Raw genomic sequence first — 21673 nt, forward strand, 5'->3', positions numbered from 1 at the left:
CTGACGGGTTCACTAGATTACACCCAAAGCGGCTGATCTGGTCAGCGGCAGTCAAGGAATGTGAACATGGAATATCGGGCAATCAAACTTTGGATCAGAAACGACGTGGCGGTGATTACGCTGCGCCGGCCTGAGGTCATGAACGCGTTGAACACACAGATGCGCGCCGAAATCACGCACGCAGTCAAAGCCGCCGAAGCCGAAGCGCGGGTGCTGGTGATGACGGGGCAGGGGAAATCCTTCTGCTCCGGTCAGGATTTGGGCGACGGCGGCAATGCGGCAGCACTCGATCTGGAACGGACGTTGCGGGACGAATACGTGCCGATGCTGAGGGCCATCGTTGACTGCAAAATCCCGACAATTGCGGCGGTGAACGGCCCAGCAGCGGGTGCAGGTGCGAACCTCGCTTTGGCGTTCGACGTGGTGATTGCAAGCGATGCGGCCTATTTCGTACAGGCCTTCACACGCATCGGCCTGATCCCTGATGCGGGCGGCACGCACTTCCTGCCGCGCCAGATCGGGACCGCGCGTGCGATGGGCGCTGCGTTGTTCGCGGACAAAATCAGTGCGGAACAGGCGGCCGATTGGGGCATGATCTATGAATGCGTCGCGGCCGATGAATTTGAAACGCATTGGCAGGCACGGGCGGCCAAACTGGCTGCAGGGCCGACAGTGGCTTATTCCCACGTGAAGACGGCACTGCGCGAATCCAGCGGGAATACATTCGAACAGCAACTTGCACTCGAAGCTAAGTTGCAGGGCAAATGCGGCCAAACACGCGACTTCCAAGAAGGCGTCGTATCCTTCCTGCAAAAACGGCCCCCGGTGTACGAGGGCCGCTAAAGGTTCTTACATCATGAAGGCGTCGGTTTCGCCGCCGCCGCCACCACCACCGTCGGTGCCGATGCCATTGACTGTGACCTCAAGGGTCGCAGTCGAACCGCCCTCGAGAGTGTAGACAAAGTTCGTTACAGCGGATTCGCCGTCATTCAGCGCGGCAAAAGTGTTGGTGCCATCGACGCTGTCAGCAGAGAAATTGATCGCGCCGTCGGCTGTGATTTGCAACATTCCGCCATTGTCACCTGCGATGATCGTCGGTGTGCTTTGCGTGCTCATCGGATCGATGGTTGTACCGTTCATGCTGACCACAGACCCGGTGTAGGGATCGTCGCAATCGCCAAGATCATTGGCAAGGATCGACGCTTCTCCAGAATCGAGGAAATCGAACGTGTCGCCACGGCCAAACCCGGCAGTTTCCAAGACGGTCATGGTATCGTCGACGGCTGCTTCTGTTGGCTCGGTTGGGCCTTCTGGCACTTCTGGGGCTGTGCCACCTAGTTTCAGTGAATCTTCCCGTGCGCCGTCTTCTGTACCAACGGACGTCAGGCGCGCGCCAAAGTCCTGAAGGTTGAAATCAGCCAAGGACAGATCCACCGTGTCGTGTGACAGTGTGAATGACGTGCTACGGATATCGTCAGTGCTCATACCCTGTGTGCCGAACTGAACGCCACCGTCGAACTTGCCGTAGTCCTTGACGACTTCGCCGTTCATGTTTGTGAAGTTGTCAACTTTCGTCACGCCGTCAACTTTGAATGCCGTTCCTGTGACGTCGTCACCTGTCACGCTCAGGCCACCTGTGAGGCTATCGTCGAACAGGTCAAAGTAAATTGCGTTCAGGTCGCCAATTTCACCAGTGTCGTCGAGCACTTGCAAATCGAACTGTAAATTGCCGTCAACTTCGGTAATTGTGATGCTGACATTGACCTGACCTTCAAGGGTGAAGCTCATTGACGTTGCTGGGGCTGTACATCCGCTCATGTGTATCCATCTTTCAAAAATTTTCTTGTAGCGCATCGGTAAAAGCGGATTGCGACCGAAAGTTGTCCGCAATCGCCTGAAACTACGGCAAAACTGATTTTGATCGGGTTAAGATGTGGGCCGGTCAAGCGCGAAATAAACGCTGTCAGACCATAACCCGTTGATACAATAGGTGTTTGGCGCACGGTGGGTTTCGTGAAACCCAAGCGCAATCAATAATCCGGTCGAAGCGGTATTGTTCGGATCAACATCCGCAAAAACACGTGTCAGCGAAGTCGCGTTCCAGATGTGAGGCAAAATCGCGCGCATAGCTTCTTGCACGATTCCGCGCCGCCAATAGTCCGGATGCAGGATAAACCCAACTTCGCCCTCGCCGTGACCGCCTGCGGTGCCCACGACTGTGCCATCCATTTCAATCACGAAATAGAGCAACGGATCGGTTGCGGCCATCATCCGGTCCAGATTTTCTTGGGTCCGCTCGGGGCTGTCATGGGGTGGGGTCGACCAATACTGCATCGCCCGCGGATCGCGAAAAATCGCGTGGAGATCCAGCAGATCATCTTGGCGCGCGGAGCGTAGAATAAGGCGTTCAGTGGTCAGCATGTGAAAAGGGCCGCCCGAAGGCGACCCCAAAGTCTTAGCGCTTGTCTGGTGCGACATAATCGCGGGCAGTCTCACCCTTGTACAACTGACGCGGACGACCAATTTTCAGCTGTGGATCGTCCAGCTGTTCTTTCCACTGGGAAATCCAGCCAACAGTCCGGGCCATCGCGAAGATCGGCGTGAACATGGATGTTGGGAAACCCATCGCTTCCAAAATGATGCCGGAATAGAAATCGACGTTCGGGAACAGTTTCTTTTCGGCGAAATACGGATCAGCCAGCGCCTGCTTTTCAAGCTCCATCGCGACCTGCAACAGTGGGTTGTCTTCAACACCCAGCAGTTCGAGCACTTCGTCGGCGCTTTCCTTCATCACGGTCGCCCGTGGGTCGAAGTTTTTGTAAACGCGGTGGCCAAAGCCCATCAGGCGATAGCTGTCGTTCTTGTCTTTCGCACGTGCGATGAATTCAGGAATACGGTCAACAGAACCGATTTCCTTGAGCATTTCCAAACACGCCTGGTTCGCACCACCATGGGCAGGGCCCCACAGACACGCAATACCAGCAGCGATACAAGCAAACGGGTTCGCGCCAGAAGACGATGCCAAACGCACAGTAGACGTAGACGCGTTCTGTTCGTGATCTGCGTGCAGTGTAAAGATACGGTCCATCGCTTTGGCAAGCACCGGATCAACCTTGTAGTCTTCCGCAGGTACAGAGAAACACATGTTCAGGAAGTTGGACGCGTAATCCAGATCGTTGCGCGGGTACACGAACGGCTGACCGATGGAATACTTGTAAGCCATCGCAGCAATTGTTGGCATCTTCGCGATCAGGCGGATCGACGCAACTTCACGCTGGTGTTCGTCGTTAATGTCCGTGCTGTCATGGTAGAATGCAGACATCGCGCCCACAACACCAACCATAGTGGCCATTGGGTGCGCATCACGGCGGAAACCACGGAAGAAGTTATGCATCTGCTCGTGGATCATCGTGTGATTGGTCACAAGCTTTTCGAACTTCTCAAGCGTTTCGGCATCCGGCAGATCGCCGTACAGCAGTGCGTAGCACACTTCGAGATAATGCGACTGACCAGCCAACTGGTCGATCGGATAACCACGGTGCAGCAATTCGCCTTTGTCACCATCGATGAACGTAATCGTGCTGTCACAGGCCGCAGTCGACGTAAAACCTGGGTCATATGTGAAAACACCCGCTTGCGCGTACAGCTTGCGGATGTCGATAACGTCAGGACCAGCAGTCGGGGAGTGGATCGGCAGTTCGTAGCTCTGCCCATCAATCGTGAGCGTCGCGGTCTTAGGTGTGTCGGTCATTTTATTCCCCTTCTGAAGCGCAATCCATTCTGGCCTGCGCGGCGTGGTCGCGTTGTTCATGTCTCCCGTAACGATGAAACGTAACGAAAAGGTTTCAGGCTGTGGCGTCTTGCAGACGCGCCAACGTTTCATCCTTGCCAAGAACAAGCATCATATCAAACACGCTTGGAGTCGCGGTTCGCCCTGCAAGCACCGCACGTAACGGGGCTGCCAGCTTGCCGAGTTTCGTCTCATTGGCCTCTGCCACGGAAGAAACGACACCCTCCAAGGCGTCTCGGGACCACGTAGCATTTTGCAACTGCGGCGTCAATTCTCTCAGTATACCTTTGTGTACATCATCAAGTGATTTCGCTGATTTCTCGTCCGGTACGATGGGACGTGAAGTCAGGACAAAGTGTGCCTTATCAAGGACATCTGGCAATTTCTTCGCGCGTTCTTTCAGGCAATACAACGCGGCGTTTAACCCTTCACGTTGCTGTGCTGTCAGTGCCGTGGCGTCAGTTGCCGCTAGGAATGCCTCAATTTCGTGCAGCAGTGCAGCATCGTCTGCGACTGCAATGTGCTGACCGCAAATGTTGTCCAGTTTTTTGAAATCAAAACGCGATGGCGACTTGCCGATTCCGTCCAGATCAAACCACTCTTTTGCCTGCGCATCGCTGAAAAATTCGTCGTCGCCGTGGCTCCAGCCCAGTCGCGCCAGATAATTCCGCATGCCAGCCGCCGGATAACCCATCGCCTGATATTCAGCGGCACCAGTCGCGCCGTGGCGTTTCGACAATTTCTTGCCGTCCGGTCCGAAGATCAGCGGGATGTGCGCGAGCGTCGGTTTATCCCAGCCCATCGCGTCATAAATCATGTTCTGGCGGAATGCGTTCGCAAGATGGTCATCGCCACGGATCACATGGGTCACGCCCATATCGTGATCGTCCACAACAACGGCCAGCATATAAACAGGCGTACCGTCAGACCGTAGAATGATCATATCGTCGAGTTGGTCATTCGACCACGTCACATCGCCTTGCACTTCGTCGTGCAAAGTCGTGGACCCGTCGCGCGGGGCCTTCACACGAACCGCATAGGGCAGGTCGGGGTGATCGGCCTCTGCCACATTGCGCCAAGGCGACCGGAACAGCGTCGAGGTCTTGTTCGCACGGGCATCTTCGCGGAACGCTTCAATCTCGTCTTGGGTAGCAAAACATTTGAACGCTGTGCCGTCGGCCAGCATCTGCTGGGCCACTTCAACATGGCGATCCGCGCGCGCGGCTTGCGACACCGGCTCACCATCCCAATCAAGCCCAAGCCACGTCAGACCATCCAAAATTGCTTTGGTATTCTCGTCCGTTGACCGCGCTTTGTCCGTGTCTTCGATCCGCAGCACAAATTTGCCGCCGCGACCACGGGCATAAAGCCAGTTGAACAAAGCGGTGCGGGCGCCACCAATGTGCAATGCACCGGTGGGCGACGGAGCGAAACGTGTGACGACGGGTGTATCAGACATCGGATTTTAACCTTTCGTTCACCATGATTGGACATGGTGTGGATCAGACCTGCGGAATACGCAGCAAACCGGCGGAGGACAAGTGCGCCCGCTTGCGAATATCAGTGACTTGTTGACTGGCGCATTGCTTGCGCAGCGGGGCCATTTGATTGGCTGGGTGCCGCTTTGCTTGGCCTGCGGGATCGGTTGGTATTTCGCGATCCGGTTTGAACCGTCTTGGCCGTTTGTGATGACCGTTTTAGCCACGGCACTGCTGTGCACGGGTTGTGCACGCATTGTGCACGTGGGTCACAGGCCGATTTTGCTGGCATTGGCGCTGATCGGGGCAGGGGTCGGCGTGGCAAAATGGCGAACCGAAGCCGTCGCCGAACCGGTCCTGTCGTTCCGCTACTACGGGCCAATCGAAGGCCGCGTCGTGGGGATCGACAGGTCGGCCAGCGATGCGCTGCGGCTAACCTTGGATCAGGTATTTCTCAACCGCCTCTCGCCAGACCGAACACCCGAACGGGTGCGCATTTCCATTCACGGGGCCATGCCCGCCGTACCTGTCAGACCGGGGCAGATATTAGCGACCACAGGGCATCTGTCACCGCCTTCGGGTCCCGCGGAGCCGGGTGGTTTTGATTTCCAACGGCACGCATGGTTCGCGCAACTTGGGGCGGTCGGATACACCCGTAACCCCTTGATCCGATTGGCTCCTGCGGAAAAGGGCGGCTTTGGATTGCGCGTGTTCGAGGCGCGTATGGCGGTATCGCGCGGGGTGCAGAATACGCTGCAGGGCGAAGCGGGGGCATTCGCAGCCGCCATCATGAGCGGCGACCGATCAGGCATGTCGCAAGAGACGTTGGCGAACCTAAGGGCATCCAATCTGGCGCATCTTCTGGCGATCTCTGGTCTGCATATGGGCCTGCTCACAGGCTTTGTGTTTGCCGTGCTGCGTCTCATTCTCGTGATGATCCCGCGCGTTGGATTGTTGTGGCCAGTCAAGAAGATAGCCGCATTTGGTGCGCTGATGGCGGCGGCAGGATATCTGGCATTGTCCGGCGGAAATGTCGCGACAGAACGCGCGTTTACGATGGTCTCAGTCATGTTGATCGCCGTGATGTTGGGACGGCCAGCATTGACGATGCGGGCCGTCGCAATCGCCGCGATCATCATCTTGGTGTTGCAGCCCGAAGCGCTCACCGGTCCCGGTTTTCAAATGTCCTTCGCGGCCACAACAGCGCTTGTTTTCGTGTTCCGGAAACTGCGGCATGTGAACTGGCAACATTGGCCCAAATGGAGCAGGGGCGTCGTTTCAGTCGTCATCTCGTCCTTTGTTGCAGGGGTAGCTACAGCGCCTTTCGCCGCCGCGCACTTCAATCAAATCGCCCATTACGGCCTGATCGCAAACCTGCTGAGCGTTCCGTTGATGGGCGCGTTGATCATGCCAGCCGCTGTCTTGGCAGCTTGTCTTGCACCGTTTGGGTTCGCTTGGGTTGGCCTCGCGATTATGGGCGTCGGTCTGAAATGGATATTATGGGTAGCCAGCGTCGTGTCGGCGCAGGACGGCGCGGTGGGTCATGTCGTGGCACCGCAGTGGTGTGTCCTTCCGGTGCTCGCGGGCGGTTTGCTGTGGCTGATCCTATGGCAGGGCCGTTTGAAATATGTAGGCGTCGCGGTCGCTTTGGTTGCCTTCGGGTTTTGGTCACAAGCGACGCGCCCGGCAATTTTGATCGCTGATAGCGGTGGGATGATCGGGCGTATGACCGACGCTGGCCGTGCATTAAGCAAGCCGCGCGGGGATGGTTTTGTGACAGGTGTTTGGCTTGAAAATGACGGCGCACCCGTCGCGCAAGATATCGCAGCCACGCGCGACGGGATCACACGCCGCGTGCGACATTTTTCGACAAAACTTGGCGACTGGAAAGTCGTGCAAGTGTCTGGAAAGACGGCACTTGCTGCGGTTCAAGGGTGTGACGGAGCGGATATCCTGATCAGCAACCAGAGCGAAGTTGGCCCACGCCCTTGTGCGGTTTTTGATATCGGGCGCTTGCGCGAAACGGGATCATTGGGTCTGTCACTTACCGAGGATGGCGATCTGTCTATTACATCAGCCCATGCCGTGACAGGCGACCGCCCTTGGACAGCAAAAAGCGACGGGGATACCGCCGCTTTATCGTTTATTTTGCAACGCGATCGCCCGCAGTTTGCGCAAGCCGATCAGTAGGTGCGGATCAAACCCACCAGACGACCTTGCACCTTCACCTGATCATCGCGGAATACACGCGTTTCATAAGCGGGGTTCGCAGCTTCCAAAGCGATGGCGCCGTTAGACCGACGAAACTTCTTCAGCGTCGCTTCCTGATCTTCGACCAACGCAACAACGATATCGCCGTTATCAGCAGTCGTCGTTTCGCGAATGATCACAACATCGCCGCTATTGATTCCGGCTTCGATCATGGAATCGCCTTTGACCTCAAGGGCGTAGTGTTCGCCTTTGCCAAGCATCGAATGGGGAACAGCAACGTTATGGGACGCATGCGCAATGGCTTCAATTGGCACACCAGCCGCAATCTGACCCATCATAGGCAAACTAACAGACCCGTCCGCCTCAACCGGCATCGCAGCCGGTGGCGTTTGATCGGGTTTGCCGCCTTCAACAACGCGAGGTGTGAATCCTGCACTTTTCTTTTCGAGTTTTTGGGACAGGGCGTCCGGCATCTTCACGATCTCCAGCGCACGCGCACGATGTGCCAAGCGACGAATGAACCCTCGTTCTTCAAGTGCAGTGATCAACCGGTGAATCCCCGATTTAGATCGCAGATCCAACGCTTCCTTCATTTCATCAAACGATGGCGGTACCCCATCGCGCTGCACGCGGACGTGGATGAATTCGAGCAGGTCGAGTTGTTTCTTCGTAAGCATCGCCGGTTTCCCATTGTTGTCGGTCATGTTGCTGACCTGTTTGGGATATGTTCTATCGATGTTCTTGTTTTGTGTCAACTTGCAACGTTAAAGTTGTATTGCCTTTACGGATGTTCCAGCCTTCAAGGCCGGTTGATTGATCGGACGGATCAGCAATGCGTTTGCGTCCGACAGAACAGTCAAAAGGGCACTGTCTTGACGGGAATGTGCGGTGATCATGCGTCCATCTTCGGTTTCGGTGATCCGCGCGCGCATGTAATGTTCGCGGGGGCCGTTGCGGGTCAGGTCGGCGGCGAGGGTGGCTGTCACAACCTGCGGCAACACCTCCGTCAGTCCCGCCATCCGCCGCAACATGGGCAGTAAAAACAGGTGGCCACAGACCATTGCCGAAACCGGATTGCCCGGTAGCCCAAGGAAAGGCTTATCGCGCATTGTACCTGACATCAGCGGTTTACCGGGACGCATGGCAATTTTATAGAACGCACGATCAAGGCCGAAATCCTGCGCCACTTCGCCCACCAGATCGTGGTCGCCGACAGACGCGCCGCCAATCGTCACGATCAAATCAGCCGAGATCGCGGTGGTGAATGTATTGCGCAGTGCGTCTTTGGTATCAGCGGTGATTGGTAGGATATCAGCGGTGCCGCCGTTTGCCTCGATCAGTGCTTTGAGGCCAAAGATATTGGACGCGATGATCTGGTCCGGACGCGGATCACCACCGGGCATGACCAGTTCGTCGCCAGTGGCGATTAGCGCGACATGTGGGCGGCGCGCGACATTGACGGTGGCGACATTCATCGCCGCCAGCAGGGCAATGTCAGATGCCGTCAGGCGGCGAGGCGCCGTGAGTTCGAATGCGTCAGGGAAGTCAGACCCGATAGGGCGCACATAATCCGATGTATCAAGTGCATCGTTCAATGTGATGATATCGCCGTCACGGCTGACATCTTCTTGGATCACGACGCGGCTTGTGCCGTTGGGCATAGGGGCGCCGGTGAAGATCCGCAAAGCTTCACCCGCTTGCACGATCCCGTCCCACGCATGACCAGCCGCTGCTTCGCCGATAACGCGAAAAGTTGCATTCGGCGCGACGGCGTCAGCGGCAACGGCATAGCCATCCATTGCGGAGGCTGCAAACGGGGGCTGCGGGCGCGTGGATTCCGCGGTGCGGATCAAGGTGCGACCAGCGGCCTGGGCCAATGGGACCGTTTCAGCGCCCAGCGTGGCCAGAGGGGCAAGACAGAGATCTTGGGCTTCGGCGACGGTGATCATTCCGCTTCGAACCGCCCTGATTTGCCACCGTCTTTGAGCGTCACGCGGACTCCACCAATTTCCATGTCTTTCTGCACCGCTTTGACCATGTCGTAGACGGTAAGTGCGGCGGTGGAGGCGGCGGTGAGCGCTTCCATTTCGACACCGGTTTGGCCGGAGGTTTTGACGGTCGCTGTGATCTGCACACCGGGGAGTGTGTCGTCGGATGTAAGATCAACGGTCACTTTGGTGATCGGCAAGGGATGGCACAGTGGGATCAGGTCGGATGTTTTCTTGGCCGCCATAATCCCAGCAAGCCGCGCGATGCCCAGTACGTCACCTTTTTTGGCGGTCCCTTGTTTAATGAGATCAAGGGTTTGTGGCGTCATCTTGATCCAACTTTGCGCCGTTGCGATCCGGTCGGTGACGGGTTTATCCGACACATCAACCATGTGCGCTTGTCCATCGGCGTCAAAGTGGCTGAGTTCCGGCATTTAGCGTCCTGACATCAAGGGGTTAGCAAGCAGAGTGCGTGTGGCTGCAGTGACGTCTTCCTGCCGCATCAGGCTTTCGCCGATCAGGAATGTCCGCGCGCCGTAACGGGCCAAGTCAGCCAGATCGTCAGGGCCTGTCAGGCCGCTTTCCGCAACAATCTGACGGTCGGCGGGGACCAGTTTGGACAGGGTCCGCGTGGTATCGAGCGTGGTGTCGAATGTCTTTAGATTGCGGTTATTGATGCCCATCAGCGGCGATTTCAACGCAGTCGCGCGTTCGAGTTCGTCTTGGTCATGCACTTCGATCAGCACATCCATGCCCCAACCAAATGCTGCATCTTCGAGTTCTTGCGCTTGGCTGTCGGACACGCTGGCCATGATGATCAGGATGCAATCGGCGTTCAATGCGCGGGCTTCGGCGACCTGATAGGTGTCGTACATGAAATCTTTACGCAAAGCGGGCAGGTTGGTCGCCGCGCGTGCCGCTACGAGGTACTCATCGGCACCTTGAAAGGACGGGCCGTCGGTCAAGACGGACAGGCAAGTAGCACCGCCGTCTTCGTAAGCTTTAGCAAGCTCTGCGGGGTGGAAATCAGCGCGGATCAATCCTTTGGACGGGCTGGCCTTTTTGACCTCCGCAATCAGGCCGTATCCTTCGCGGGTTGCCTGCGCCAATTTGTCGGCGAAACCGCGTGTCGGGCTTGCGTCGCGGGCTTTTGCTTCGATTTCCGCAAGTGGCACCGCTGCTTTGCAGGCCGCGACGTGCTCGAGTTTGTAGGCTTTGATCTTGTCGAGGATCGTTTCGGTCATTGCGGGTCCGCCCAGTTTATCGGTGTGTTCCCTTGTTCAATAAGCCACTGGTTCACTGTTGAAAATGGCCGCGAGCCGAAAAAGCCGCGATGCACCGACAAAGGTGACGGATGCGCCGAGCTGTGGATCAGGTGTGGGCCCGTGATGTGTTTGGCGTAGCTCTTTGCTGGACCACCCCAAAGAACGAAGGCGCGGGGTTTGTCGGTCAAATGCTGTAGGACTTGAACGACAAGTTTTGACCAGCCAATTTTGGCGTGCGCTTTTGCCTGACCGGGGGGGACGGTAAGTGCTGTGTTTAAAAGCAGAACACCCTGTGTTGCCCAATCATCAAGCGAAGTTTTGGTGCGTGATTGATGAAGATCGGTCTCTATCTCTTTGAAGATATTACCCAAACTATCAAGCCTGCCGCCAAAACCATCCGGAATTGAGAAAGCCAAACCATCCGCTTTGCCAAGCGTATGATATGGATCTTGGCCGACGATCACGACTTTCGTGGCGTCAGGCTGCGTGTCTTCGAGCGCCTTAAAGGTCAGTCGCGGGGACGGCAGGAACGCCTGTTCTGCAAGGCGTTCGCTGATGTCGGGTAGATCATCGGTGAAAAACGGCAGATCTGCCCATGCCCCAAGTCGGCTGGTGTCAAACATTACGCGGCAGATGTGACACGCGCCAAAGACTCGACAGCCGTTTTTGCCTTGCCGCTGTCGATGCTTTCACGTGCCATTTCAACGCCTTGCTTCAGGTCATCGGCAGTGCCCGCCACGACACAGGCCGCAGCCGCGTTCAGCAGAACCGCATCGCGATAGGCGTTTTCGGCACCGTCGAGTAAGGCGCGGAACGCAACCGCATTGTCCGCTGGCGTTCCGCCAAGAATGTCTTTGAACGGATGTGCAGGCAGGCCTGCGTCCTCTGGGTGGATTTCCAGCGATGAAATTTTACCGTCCGATGTCAAAGCCGCGACCGCCGTTGGGCCGCAGATGGTGATTTCGTCAGTGCCGTCTGATCCATGGACAAGCCATGCGGCCTCTGACCCAAGTTCTTTGAGCGTCTCGGCCATTGGAAAGATCAAATCGGGGGCAAATGCACCGGTCAACTGGCGTTTGACCCCAGCGGGATTTGTGAGCGGCCCCAAGATGTTAAAGATCGTTTTGCATCCAAGTTCTTGGCGTGTCGGCATCACATGCTTGACGGCTGGATGGTGCATTGGGGCCATCATGAAACCGATGTTGGCTTCTTTCAAACCAGCCTCGACCACGTCTGGGCCGACCATGATTTTGATACCCATCTCGGTCAGGATATCGCCAGCGCCAGATAGGGACGACAGGTTCTTGTTGCCGTGTTTCGCGACCGGAAGGCCTGTACCAGCCACAACAAAAGCGGTCGCCGTTGAGATGTTCAGCGTTTTCATCCCGTCGCCGCCAGTCCCGACGATATCGATCGCGTTCGCAGGCGCCTGAACCGCATTGCACCGCGCGCGCATGACGGCAGCGGCTGCCGCATATTCTGACACGGATTCGCCGCGTGCCCGCATCGCCATCAATAATCCGCCGATTTGGGCGTCGGTTGCTGCACCATCGAACAACAATGAGAACGCCATGTCCGCTTGGGTGCGTGAGAGTGGACCTTCGCTGGCTGCAAAGATCAGGGGCTTCATCGCATCGCTCATGCCGGAACCTTCATGTTTTTCAAAAAGTTATTGAGCATTGCATGCCCGTGTTCAGACGCAATCGATTCGGGGTGAAATTGAACGCCGTGGATCGGCAGCGTCTTGTGCTGCATGCCCATGATTGTACCGTCTTCCAGCTCTGCTGTGATTTCGAGGCAATCTGGCAGCGTTTCCCGTTCGACGATCAGGGAATGATACCGCGTGGCTTCAAACGGAGTTGGGAGACCCGCGAATAGGCCTTTGCCTGTGTGGTGCATCGTACCCATCTTGCCGTGGACGATATCGTGGCAGCGCACGACCTTGCCACCAAAGGCTTCGCCAATCGTTTGGTGTCCAAGGCAAACGCCCAAAAGCGGCGTCTTGGTCTCGGCCGCTGCTGCTGTCATAGCAAGGCAAATGCCGGCTTGGGCCGGATCACATGGACCGGGAGAAAGCAAAATTGCCTCTGGTTTCATCGCCATGGCATCTTGGACATCTATCGCGTCGTTTCGTTTCACGACGACGTCCGCGCCAAGTTCACCAAGGTAGTGCACCAGATTATAGGTGAAACTGTCATAATTATCGATCAAGAGCAGCATTGTCGGCGGCTTTCTAGGAATTTGGGGCTACCGTCCAAGCATGAGGTGACGGTATAGTCCCGATATAAATGGGCTGATACGTGGGGCGCCGTCAAGGCGAAGCGTGTTGGACGACTAGGGCAGGTGGGAGAACGCGTCGTGCGCGGATTTTTAAGTGGTGGACTTTGGGGTCTTGTATTTGGCGGTATCACTGCCGCTGGTGCGTCGCTTGTCGGCGAACAACCGGCACGGAATGATCCGCCTGCTGAACCGCAGATCGCGGCACCTGATGCGTTAAATGAAACGGCAGCACCGCAGGTCGCACCTGAAACGCAAAGCAATTCAGAGACGGCGACTGCAGCCGTTGCACCTTCGCCGCTTGTGGCACCAGAGACTGAATCGCCAGACGCTGACAGTGATGATCTGACAGACCTGTCTGAAACTGCGCCTGCTGCATTGCCAGAAACTATTGATGTCACAGACCAGATTGCAGCACCTGCTGAAACATCATCGGCGGACGTGACTGTCGCTGGTGAAGCGCCTGTCTTGCCGAACCCGCAATCTATCGTGCCATTGGTGCCTGCAACCGAAGCACCGATTGATGTGGATACGAACCCGGCGGCACCATTGCCCGGCGAAGCGCCAGAAATTGCCGATGCTGCCCCCGTCGCAGAAGATGCGCCGACGGTGATTTCCGACAGCCCGACTGTGGCCGTTGTTGATGATGCCGAGATCGCTGTTCCTGATCAACCAGCGTCTTTGGAGGCACCTGAACAGGGCGATACGGCCGCTATTGCGGGAACTGAAGCACCAGATGACGGAGTGCCGACGGACGATCCCGTTGCTGAAAATGCCCCCGCAACTGAAAGCGTGGAAGAAGAACCTGTCGTTGTGGCCATCGTAGATGACGCTACAGCGTCAAGTCTGCCGACAAGCACTGCGGGCGTGCGTGTGAACCGCCTGACGGGGGGTGCAGAAGACCAGCCCGCAGTCGCGGAAGACGAACCTGTCGCTGAAGAAGAATTCCCCGAAGGAACGCCTGCTTTGGTTCGTTTTGCTGCGGATCACGCTGATACTGGGGGCCGCCCTGAGGTGTCTGTTGTCTTGATGGACGATGGCAGCTTTGGTGGTGCGGTGTCTGCCGTTGCGAACGTTTCTTTTCCGGTCACTGTGATGCTGAACCCGTCGGTTCCAAATGCGACCGACCGCATGCAAGCCTACCGCGCTGCTGGCATCGAAGTCGGTATTTTGGCGGCATTGCCAGCGTCCGCCACGGCGTCGGATGTTGCGATCTTCTTTGAAGCCGCGTTTTCAACGCTGCCTGAAACGGTCGCTGTGCTTGATGCAGGTGAGGCTGGATTGCAAGCCGATCAGGACGTCACCACACAGGCGATTTCGGCGCTGACGGAAGATGGACGAGGTTTGGTCACAGTGTCACGCGGTCTGAATTCAGCCTTGCGCGCCGCTGAAGAACAAGGCGTGCCAACAGGTATCATTTACCGCAACCTCGATGCTGAAGGCCAAGACGCCCGTGTCATCCGTCGTTTCTTGGATCAGGCCGCATTCCGTGCTCGTCAAGAAAGCGGTGTGGTTTTGCTTGGCCAGATCCGTGGTGAAACGATTTCTGCGTTGATCCAGTGGGGGGCTGCAAACCGTGCAAGCCAAGTCGCCATGGTGCCGATTTCACAGGTTTTGCTGGACGAGGAATAAGCGCAAGCGTTTTCGCCAGTTGGTCGTGCGGGATGCCTCCGGCGGAGGTATTTAGGACCAAAAGAAATTGGGCGCTGCGCATCACATTGCGCGGCGCCTTTTGTTTAGCTGTTGCCTGAGCCCGTGAACATCGCCGCGTCTGCTGCCGCTTTGCGGATCGCGTTCGATTTGTGGACGGTTTCCATATATTCGGCCTCTGGGTCGCTGTCGTAGACCACGCCGCCGCCGGCTTGGATGTACAGCTTTTCGTCCTGTAGGACCGCAGTGCGCAGCGCGATACACATGTCCATGTCGCCATTTGCGCTGAAATATCCACAACCGCCGCCGTAGACGCCGCGCTTTTCAGGTTCGAGTTCATCGATGATTTCCATGGCGCGAACCTTGGGCGCGCCGGATACTGTGCCCGCAGGCATGCCTGCAAAGAAAGCCGACAGTGCGTCTTGGTCATCGGCGAGTTCACCGACCACGTTGGATACGATGTGCATCACGTGGCTGTAGTATTCGACTGTGAATTTCTCGGTCGGTCGCACCGTGCCGATTTTGGATACTTTGCCGGTATCGTTCCGGCCGAGATCGAGCAGCATCAGATGCTCTGCCAGCTCTTTTTTGTCGGCCATCAGATCGGCTTCGTTTGCTTTGTCCTGCTCGGCTGTGGCACCGCGCGGACGCGTGCCTGCGATTGGGCGGATTGTGACCTGTTTGCCAAGCACCTGCACAAGAATTTCGGGCGAGGCCCCGATCACCTGATAACCACCAAAGTTGAAGTAGAACATGTACGGCGACGGGTTTGTGCGGCGTAACGACCTATAAAGCGAAAACGGCGGTTCGCGGAAGTCTTGTGTCCAGCGTTGGGACGGCACGACCTGAAAGATATCACCTGCGCGGATGTATTCCTTCGCCTTCTCAACGGCTTCAAGATAGGCGTCGTGGCTGAAATTGGATTGTTCTGGGGCAATGGGATCAGGATTTGCCAATTGGCGGCTATCCACAGGGGCAGGGCGTTCAAGCGCGCGGGTTGCGTCCATCACGCGTTCTGCTGCTTGCGCGTAGGCGGCTTTAGCGGATAGCCCGGTGTCTGTCCAAGCAGGAGCCACGAGGATCACGTCGCCCTTCACACCATCCAGCACGGCCACAACGGACGGACGGATCATAACGGCATCAGGCAAGCCGATAGGATCGGGATTGACGTCAGGCAGATGTTCGATCAGCCGGATCATGTCGTAGCCCAAGAAGCCAAACAGGCCAGCCGCAGCACCGGGCAAATCAGCGGGCAAATCAATTCGGCTTTCGGCAATGATGCCACGAAGTGCTGTCAAAGGATCGTCGGCGCAATCAGTGAATGCGGCTTCGTCAAACCGTGCGGTGCGGTTCAGGCGACTTGATGTGCCGCGACATTCCCAGATCAGATCAGGATTCATACCAATGATGGAATAACGGCCACGGACTTCGCCGCCTGTGACGCTTTCCAACATGAACGCGTTTTTGCCCGCGCCATTCAGTTTCAGCATCAACGACACAGGCGTGTCTAAATCTGCAGCGAGCCGTGTGTAGACGACCTGATTCTTGTCGGCCTCATAGCCAGATGCAAAGTCGGTGTAGTCGGGAAGCAAGGCCATGATCGTCCTATCGGGTCTTAAACGGGTGGCCCTGAGGCCTTATTGGAATGATGTGTGAACAGCCGTGACGGCGGCAGGATTGATCGCAACATCTGTGTCACGCTGGATTTCAGCGTTGAAGACTTCAAAGATGTCTTGCGCGATGCCAGCAGATGCCGAATTGGCAAACACGTCGCGATCAGCGGTCAGCGTTTCATCGTCAGCGGCGGGCACAGATTGCGTTTCCAACCGGACGATGGCGACAAATGTGCCTGCGTCGATTGTTGTCACTTCACCTGTTTCCATTTCGAACACACGTTGGATAAAGCCCGGTGGTGTGCCTTCGACAAAGCTACGGCGCGTCAGGTTTTCTTCGGTTGTAGCAACCAATGCGACGGTTTCGAAACCTGCTGTGGCAGTGAGTTCAGCGGCGACGGCTTCTGCTTCTTCGACAACGGCCTGTTGGGTACGGGCGACTTGCCATGCTTCTGCTGCCGCGTCTTTGACGTCGGCAAGCGGGCGCAGGGCAGGCGGCGTGATCCCGTCTAGACGCAGCGTGAAGATACCGCCGTCTTCGAGTTCGAACAGGTCGGGGAAGTCGCCTTCAGCGACGGTCGCTGCGGCATTCCGGAACGAATCGTATGCTGCGATGTCGTCGCGATTTTCTGTGGACCAGTCGATGGTTGCAATGCGCAGGTCGGTTTGGTCTGCGAGATCTTCGAGACGTGCACCACCTGCCAGCAGGTCGTTGATGCCTTCGCGAGAATCGTCAATCACACGGCGGGCACGGGATGCGGCCAGTTCTGCACGTAGTTCTGGTTCTGCTTCTTCAAAGGTTGTTTCGTCAGCGGCCAACACCGCATTCATCCGGAACAGGGCAGGGCCAAAGTCTGTTTCAAAGGGTCCCACGATATCGCCGGGGTTTGCCGCAAATACGGCTTCGCCTGCGGCACCCAGATCATTTTCATCAACGTCGCCCATGTCAACGTCAGTCAGGGCCAAGCCACGTTCGGCCACGAGGTCTTCAAAAGTAGTTTCTTCTGCAGTGATCGCAGCAATGGCAGCGTCTGCTTCGGTTTGGTCAAGATAGACCAGACGTTCGACAAGACGGCGTTCCGGACGCACATATTGGGCGATCCGGTCGTCGTACAACTGGCGCACAGCTGTCGCATCAACAGTCACGTCGTCTTGGATCATATCCGGTGTCAGCCATGCGTAAGTGATGGCGCGGGTTTCGGGCGCCGTAAACTGATCAGGGTTTTCTTCGTAAAACGACTGAATGTCAGCATCTGTTGGGCCGGGAACGGGCTGCGTAAGATCGTCAGCCGTCAGGGTCGCCCATGTGATTGAACGTTGTTCGCCGATATAACGGGCGAGGGTGTCAGCATAAGCCTGTGGTGCCTCAACACCGTCCACGATTGCGCCTTGCAACAATGTGCGCGCGGCTTCTTCACGGATGCTGGTTTCGAATTCGGCTTCGGTCATGCCATTGCGTTGCAGGCTGCTGCGGTACGCTTCGCGATCAAAACCACCGTCCAGACCACGGAAGCCGGGGACGCGCAGGACTTCTTCACGAACACGTTCGTCACCGACGGACAGGCCCAATTTAGCCGCTTCGTTATCGAGTGTCCGTTCCGCAATCACGCCGTTCAGGACCTGTTGATCGAGGCCAATTGCTTGGGCTTGGACAAAGCTGACAGGGGTGCCGACTTGTGCTTCAAAAGCCCGAATTTGTTCGTTCAGGGCACGCTGGTACTGGACCACTGGAATGGACTTGTCGCCCACGGTGCCGATGCTACGGATTGTGCCGGACAGACCGCCTGCGCCAAAGCCCAAAAGGCCTATCAGCAAGAGGACAACGATCACCCATGCGGCGGATTGTTTTGCTTTACTTTTGGCCATTGGATCGGTCCCTCAAACTTGGTTGACGATGAATAAGACGCAGCCCACCGGTCTGCAAGGTCACAGGGTCAGGTTTTCGAGCCGATCGAACAAAACTGCGATACCTGCGCGGTCGATATTGGCAAAAGCGATCCGCAATTGCTGTGCGCCGCCCGCGTCATCATCGGGCATGAACATCGTGCCGGGCAGCGTGAGGATGCCAGCGTCTTGCACCAGTTTCTGGGCAAGGACGTCAGACGCCATATCAAAGGGGTGCTGCATGTAGGCGAAATAGGCGCCACAACCGAGCAGTTTCCACCCTTTGGCGGCAATCCGCGGGAAGTTCTCTTCGATCGCAGCACGGCGGTCGAGGATTTCAAGCCGTTCACCTGCAAGCCAGTCGTCCAGATTGTGCATCCCCCATAGGGCTGCACGTTGGCCTAACTGGTTCGGGCAGATCGTGACGGTATCGAGGAACTTTTCAGCCTCGGCGAGCAGGGAAGTGCTTGCAACCATTGCGCCGACACGGTGGCCTGTCAGGCGGTAAGCCTTTGAAAACGAATACAGTTGGATCAGCGTATCGTCCCACTGCGGATCAACGAACAGATCATGTGGCGCACCAGTCCGGCTGTCAAAATCGCGGTAGGTTTCGTCAACGATCAGCTTGATGCCACGGCGGCGCGCGAGATCACGGAAGGCAGATAAGGTCGCGGTAGGGTATTCAACGCCTGCGGGATTATTCGGGCTGACCAGCGCAATCGCGCGGGTTTTGTCGGTGACCAGTGCGTCGGCGGCATCTGCATCCGGGATCATCCCGTCACCAACCGTCAACGGGACGGTTTGCACGCCGGCCATGTCCAGCCACATGCGATGATTAAAGTAATACGGGACGGGGATGATGACCTCGTCGCCTTCAGTACAGATTGCGGAAATTGTGGCCGCAAAGGCTTGGTTACAGCCAGATGTAATCGCGACCTGATCTGGACGGACTTCGCCACCATATGCCGCCGTCCAACGCGTAGCGATTTCGGCGCGGAGGTCTGGCAGGCCCAAAACAGGCCCATAAAGGTGGGTTTCTGCGTCGTCGCGGATCATATCGGCCATCGCATCGCGCATAGGCGCAGGTGGCGGATCTACGGGGGCAGCTTGGCTTACGTTCAAAAGGGGGCGGTCTGCCGGATGGATCACGCCGTCGAGCCAACGTCGGGCTTCCATCACCGGTGGTGAAAACGTGGCGTTGGTGCGCGAAATGCTCATGGTTTGATCCAAATGTGCGGCTGCGCCGCGTTACTTATTTAAATTGCCCGAAGAACCGAGAGCCGAAGTCAGACGAAAGCCAGATTGGTGTCCGTTCAACCGTCGATCAAGTAACTCTCGGTTTGCAAAGGGCGAACGCTTAGTCCTGGCCGCGATATGGTTCGACGTATTGCAGCGCCATATCCCATGGGAAGAAGATCCATGTGTCTTGGCTGACACCTGTGATGAACGTGTCGACCTGCGGTTCACCTTCGGGTTTGGCGTAGACGGTCGCAAAATGCGCTTTGGGATACAGCGTGCGGACGAGCTCAAGCGTTTTGCCGCTATCGACCAGATCATCGACAATCAGAATCCCGGTGCCGTCGCCCATCATTTCGTCGTCCGGTGATTTCAACACCTTTGCTTCGCGGCGCTGGTCAGCTGCGCCACCACCTGAATGATACGAGACCACAGAGATGGTATCGACCGTCCGAATATCCAGTTCGCGTGCGACAATCATCGCAGGGGCCATGCCGCCGCGTGTGATGGCCACAACTGCTTTCCATGCCCCGTCGTCTGGCCCTTTGCCGTCAAGCCGCCATGCAAGTGCTCGGCTATCGCGGTGGATTTGGTCCCAGCTGATGTGGAATCCTTTTTCGTGAGGCAGGCGGTCGGTCATGTGTCTTCCTTTGGGTGGTCATTTGGGGTGGCGGCGCAGGGCGCGCCGCCGAAACAGTTTATTCTTTTGTTATATCAGGCGCGTCGACGGCTTTCATACCGACAACGTGGTAACCTGCGTCTACGTGCAGAACTTCACCCGTCGTGCCGGAGCCGAGGTCGGACAGCAGGTAGAGCGCGGATTTGCCCACGTCTTCGATTGTCACGGTGCGGCGCAACGGTGAATTATATTCGTTCCATTTCAGGATGTAGCGGAAATCGCCGATCCCGGATGCGGCCAGCGTCTTGATCGGACCTGCAGAAATTGCGTTCACGCGAATTCCGTCTTTGCCGAGGTCTTCAGCCAGATAACGCACGGATGCTTCGAGCGCTGCTTTGCACAAGCCCATGACATTGTAGTGCGGCATCACACGTTCTGCGCCGTAGTAGGACAGTGTCAGGCAGGACCCGCCTTCGTTCATCATCTTTTCTGCGCGCTGCACAACGGCGGTGAACGAGTAAACAGAGATGTCCATGGATGTCAGGAAGTTCTGACGGCTGGTGTCCACATAGCGGCCACGCAGTTCGCCTTTGTCAGAAAAGCCGATGGCGTGAACGACAAAGTCCAACTTGCCCCACTTCTTTTCGAGTTCAGCGAACAGAGCGTCGATCGATGCTTCATCATTGACGTCACACGGCAGGACGATGTCGGATCCCGTTTGTGCGGCAAGTGGGCTGACACGTTTTAGAAGCGCGTCACCTTGATAAGAGAACGCCAGTTCGGCACCTGCGTCGGCACAGGCCTTCGCGATGCCCCAAGCAATCGACTTGTCGTTTGCCAAGCCCATTATCAGGCCGCGTTTGCCCTTCATCAATTCAGACTTCATGTGGCTGCCCCTTATTTATTTGTGCCATGTCTCCTGTGGTTTAGGCGATGCGGAGGAGCGCAGCAAGTTAAAGCACATTGTCAGATGGGTGCGAACGCCCTAACTCATTACATAGGACCTGATACGAAGGACGGGACGTATGGCAGATAGGGACGGAATTTTCGCGGGGGACGATCCGTTTGTGATCGCACAGCGCTGGCTCGATGATGCTACTGAAACCGAAGTGAACGATCCGAATGCTATTGCTTTGGCAACGGTTGATTCGGATGGATTACCCAACGTCAGGATGGTCCTTTTGAAAGAAATCACCGCCGACGCTTTTGTTTTTTATACGAATTATGAAGGTCAAAAGGGGCAAGAGATCGAAGCATCGGGCAAAGCCGCCTTTGTCCTGCATTCAAAATCGCAACGCCGCCAAGTACGCGTTCGCGGCTTGGTTGAACGCGAAGATGCTGCTATTTCGGATGCATATTACGCGTCCAGATCGCTTCAGAGCCGTTTGGGGGCTTGGGCGTCTGCGCAATCCCGCCCTCTGGCATCGCGCGGTCGATTGATGGCTGAGGTTGCAAAAATCACGGCCCAAAAAGGGACGAACCCAGCGCGGCCTCCGCATTGGGGGGGCTATCGGATCACGCCGCTTGAGATAGAGTTTTGGGCAGATGGGGCCTATAGATTGCATGATCGCTTTAAGTGGACACGTCCCGCGCGAGACCAACAGTGGGAAATACAGCGCTTGAACCCATGAATTTCACGAAGCGTGAACGGTAAACGCTTGT

At 56.7% G+C, this 21673-nt stretch carries 20 protein-coding genes; 4 read left to right on the forward strand and 16 right to left on the reverse strand.

Features of this window, described 5'->3' with window-relative positions; genetic code table 11:
• The first annotated feature begins 66 nt into the window (after nucleotides 1–66).
• A complete protein-coding gene (locus K3729_09750) occupies nucleotides 67–843 on the forward strand; it encodes an enoyl-CoA hydratase/isomerase family protein (GenBank protein ID UWQ97774.1) in 777 nt (258 codons plus the stop codon).
• Nucleotides 844–849: 6 nt separating this feature from the next.
• Here the strand turns inward: K3729_09750 and K3729_09755 are convergent, their stop codons facing one another.
• The 4 genes from K3729_09755 to gltX form a co-directional block, all read right to left on the reverse strand.
• Nucleotides 850–1818: a VCBS domain-containing protein gene (locus K3729_09755; GenBank protein UWQ97775.1), complete on the reverse strand. Its 969-nt coding sequence runs from the start codon at nucleotides 1816–1818 to the stop codon at nucleotides 850–852.
• Nucleotides 1819–1926: 108 nt separating this feature from the next.
• Nucleotides 1927–2421 carry a GNAT family N-acetyltransferase gene (locus tag K3729_09760; GenBank protein ID UWQ97776.1) on the reverse strand — a complete coding sequence of 165 codons (495 nt, stop codon included), beginning with the start codon at nucleotides 2419–2421 and terminating at the stop codon, nucleotides 1927–1929.
• 34 nt (nucleotides 2422–2455) lie between these two features.
• Nucleotides 2456–3751 carry a citrate (Si)-synthase gene (gene gltA, locus K3729_09765; GenBank protein ID UWQ97777.1) on the reverse strand — a complete coding sequence of 432 codons (1296 nt, stop codon included), beginning with the start codon at nucleotides 3749–3751 and terminating at the stop codon, nucleotides 2456–2458.
• A gap of 94 nt (nucleotides 3752–3845) precedes the next feature.
• The gene (gene gltX, locus K3729_09770; protein ID UWQ97778.1) at nucleotides 3846–5249 is read right to left on the reverse strand and encodes a glutamate--tRNA ligase; all 1404 of its coding nucleotides are present in this window, start codon (nucleotides 5247–5249) and stop codon (nucleotides 3846–3848) included.
• A gap of 109 nt (nucleotides 5250–5358) precedes the next feature.
• Between gltX and K3729_09775 the strand changes: the two genes are divergently transcribed.
• Nucleotides 5359–7458, forward strand: coding sequence for a ComEC family competence protein (locus K3729_09775; protein ID UWR01005.1), 2100 nt, complete (start codon nucleotides 5359–5361; stop codon nucleotides 7456–7458).
• On the opposite strand, the gene lexA is transcribed toward K3729_09775, so the two are convergent.
• From lexA to K3729_09810, 7 genes are all read right to left on the reverse strand, one after another.
• Nucleotides 7452–8156 (reverse strand): transcriptional repressor LexA, encoded by a 705-nt coding sequence (gene lexA, locus K3729_09780; protein ID UWR01006.1) that lies wholly within the window; start codon nucleotides 8154–8156, stop codon nucleotides 7452–7454. The two genes, K3729_09775 and lexA, sit on opposite strands and share 7 nt — an antisense overlap.
• 87 nt (nucleotides 8157–8243) lie before the next feature.
• Complete coding sequence (locus tag K3729_09785; GenBank protein UWQ97779.1) at nucleotides 8244–9428, reverse strand: molybdopterin molybdotransferase MoeA; 1185 nt, start codon at nucleotides 9426–9428, stop codon at nucleotides 8244–8246.
• A complete protein-coding gene (gene moaC, locus K3729_09790; protein ID UWQ97780.1) occupies nucleotides 9425–9901 on the reverse strand; it encodes a cyclic pyranopterin monophosphate synthase MoaC in 477 nt (158 codons plus the stop codon). The genes K3729_09785 and moaC overlap by 4 nt, the downstream gene beginning before the upstream one ends.
• Entirely contained in the window at nucleotides 9902–10711 is an 810-nt protein-coding gene (gene trpC / locus K3729_09795; protein UWQ97781.1) for an indole-3-glycerol phosphate synthase TrpC, read from the reverse strand.
• Complete coding sequence (locus tag K3729_09800; GenBank protein UWQ97782.1) at nucleotides 10708–11355, reverse strand: uracil-DNA glycosylase; 648 nt, start codon at nucleotides 11353–11355, stop codon at nucleotides 10708–10710. Before K3729_09800 ends, trpC begins: the two co-directional genes overlap by 4 nt.
• Complete coding sequence (gene trpD / locus K3729_09805) at nucleotides 11355–12374, reverse strand: anthranilate phosphoribosyltransferase (GenBank protein ID UWQ97783.1); 1020 nt, start codon at nucleotides 12372–12374, stop codon at nucleotides 11355–11357. The genes K3729_09800 and trpD overlap by 1 nt, the downstream gene beginning before the upstream one ends.
• Complete coding sequence (locus tag K3729_09810) at nucleotides 12371–12952, reverse strand: aminodeoxychorismate/anthranilate synthase component II (protein UWQ97784.1); 582 nt, start codon at nucleotides 12950–12952, stop codon at nucleotides 12371–12373. The genes trpD and K3729_09810 overlap by 4 nt, the downstream gene beginning before the upstream one ends.
• A 138-nt stretch (nucleotides 12953–13090) precedes the next feature.
• On the opposite strand from K3729_09810, the gene K3729_09815 reads away from it, so the two are divergent.
• Nucleotides 13091–14641, forward strand: coding sequence for a divergent polysaccharide deacetylase family protein (locus K3729_09815; protein UWQ97785.1), 1551 nt, complete (start codon nucleotides 13091–13093; stop codon nucleotides 14639–14641).
• A 104-nt stretch (nucleotides 14642–14745) separates the two neighbouring features.
• Here the strand turns inward: K3729_09815 and trpE are convergent, their stop codons facing one another.
• The 5 genes from trpE to fabI all read right to left on the reverse strand — a co-directional run bounded on the left by trpE (nucleotide 14746) and on the right by fabI (nucleotide 20897).
• Entirely contained in the window at nucleotides 14746–16257 is a 1512-nt protein-coding gene (gene trpE, locus K3729_09820; GenBank protein ID UWQ97786.1) for an anthranilate synthase component I, read from the reverse strand.
• Between the two features lie 39 nt (nucleotides 16258–16296).
• Nucleotides 16297–18138 (reverse strand): SurA N-terminal domain-containing protein, encoded by a 1842-nt coding sequence (locus tag K3729_09825; protein UWQ97787.1) that lies wholly within the window; start codon nucleotides 18136–18138, stop codon nucleotides 16297–16299.
• 60 nt (nucleotides 18139–18198) lie between these two features.
• Complete coding sequence (locus K3729_09830; GenBank protein UWQ97788.1) at nucleotides 18199–19374, reverse strand: aminotransferase; 1176 nt, start codon at nucleotides 19372–19374, stop codon at nucleotides 18199–18201.
• A 139-nt stretch (nucleotides 19375–19513) separates the two neighbouring features.
• Entirely contained in the window at nucleotides 19514–20032 is a 519-nt protein-coding gene (gene gpt / locus K3729_09835) for a xanthine phosphoribosyltransferase (GenBank protein ID UWQ97789.1), read from the reverse strand.
• Nucleotides 20033–20090: 58 nt separating this feature from the next.
• Entirely contained in the window at nucleotides 20091–20897 is an 807-nt protein-coding gene (gene fabI, locus K3729_09840; protein ID UWQ97790.1) for an enoyl-ACP reductase FabI, read from the reverse strand.
• 139 nt (nucleotides 20898–21036) lie between these two features.
• Between fabI and pdxH the strand changes: the two genes are divergently transcribed.
• Nucleotides 21037–21642 (forward strand): pyridoxamine 5'-phosphate oxidase, encoded by a 606-nt coding sequence (pdxH, locus tag K3729_09845; protein ID UWQ97791.1) that lies wholly within the window; start codon nucleotides 21037–21039, stop codon nucleotides 21640–21642.
• The last annotated feature ends 31 nt before the right edge of the window (nucleotides 21643–21673 follow it).

It is taken from the genome of Rhodobacteraceae bacterium S2214, from assembly GCA_025141675.1.
Lineage (GTDB): Bacteria > Pseudomonadota > Alphaproteobacteria > Rhodobacterales > Rhodobacteraceae > Yoonia.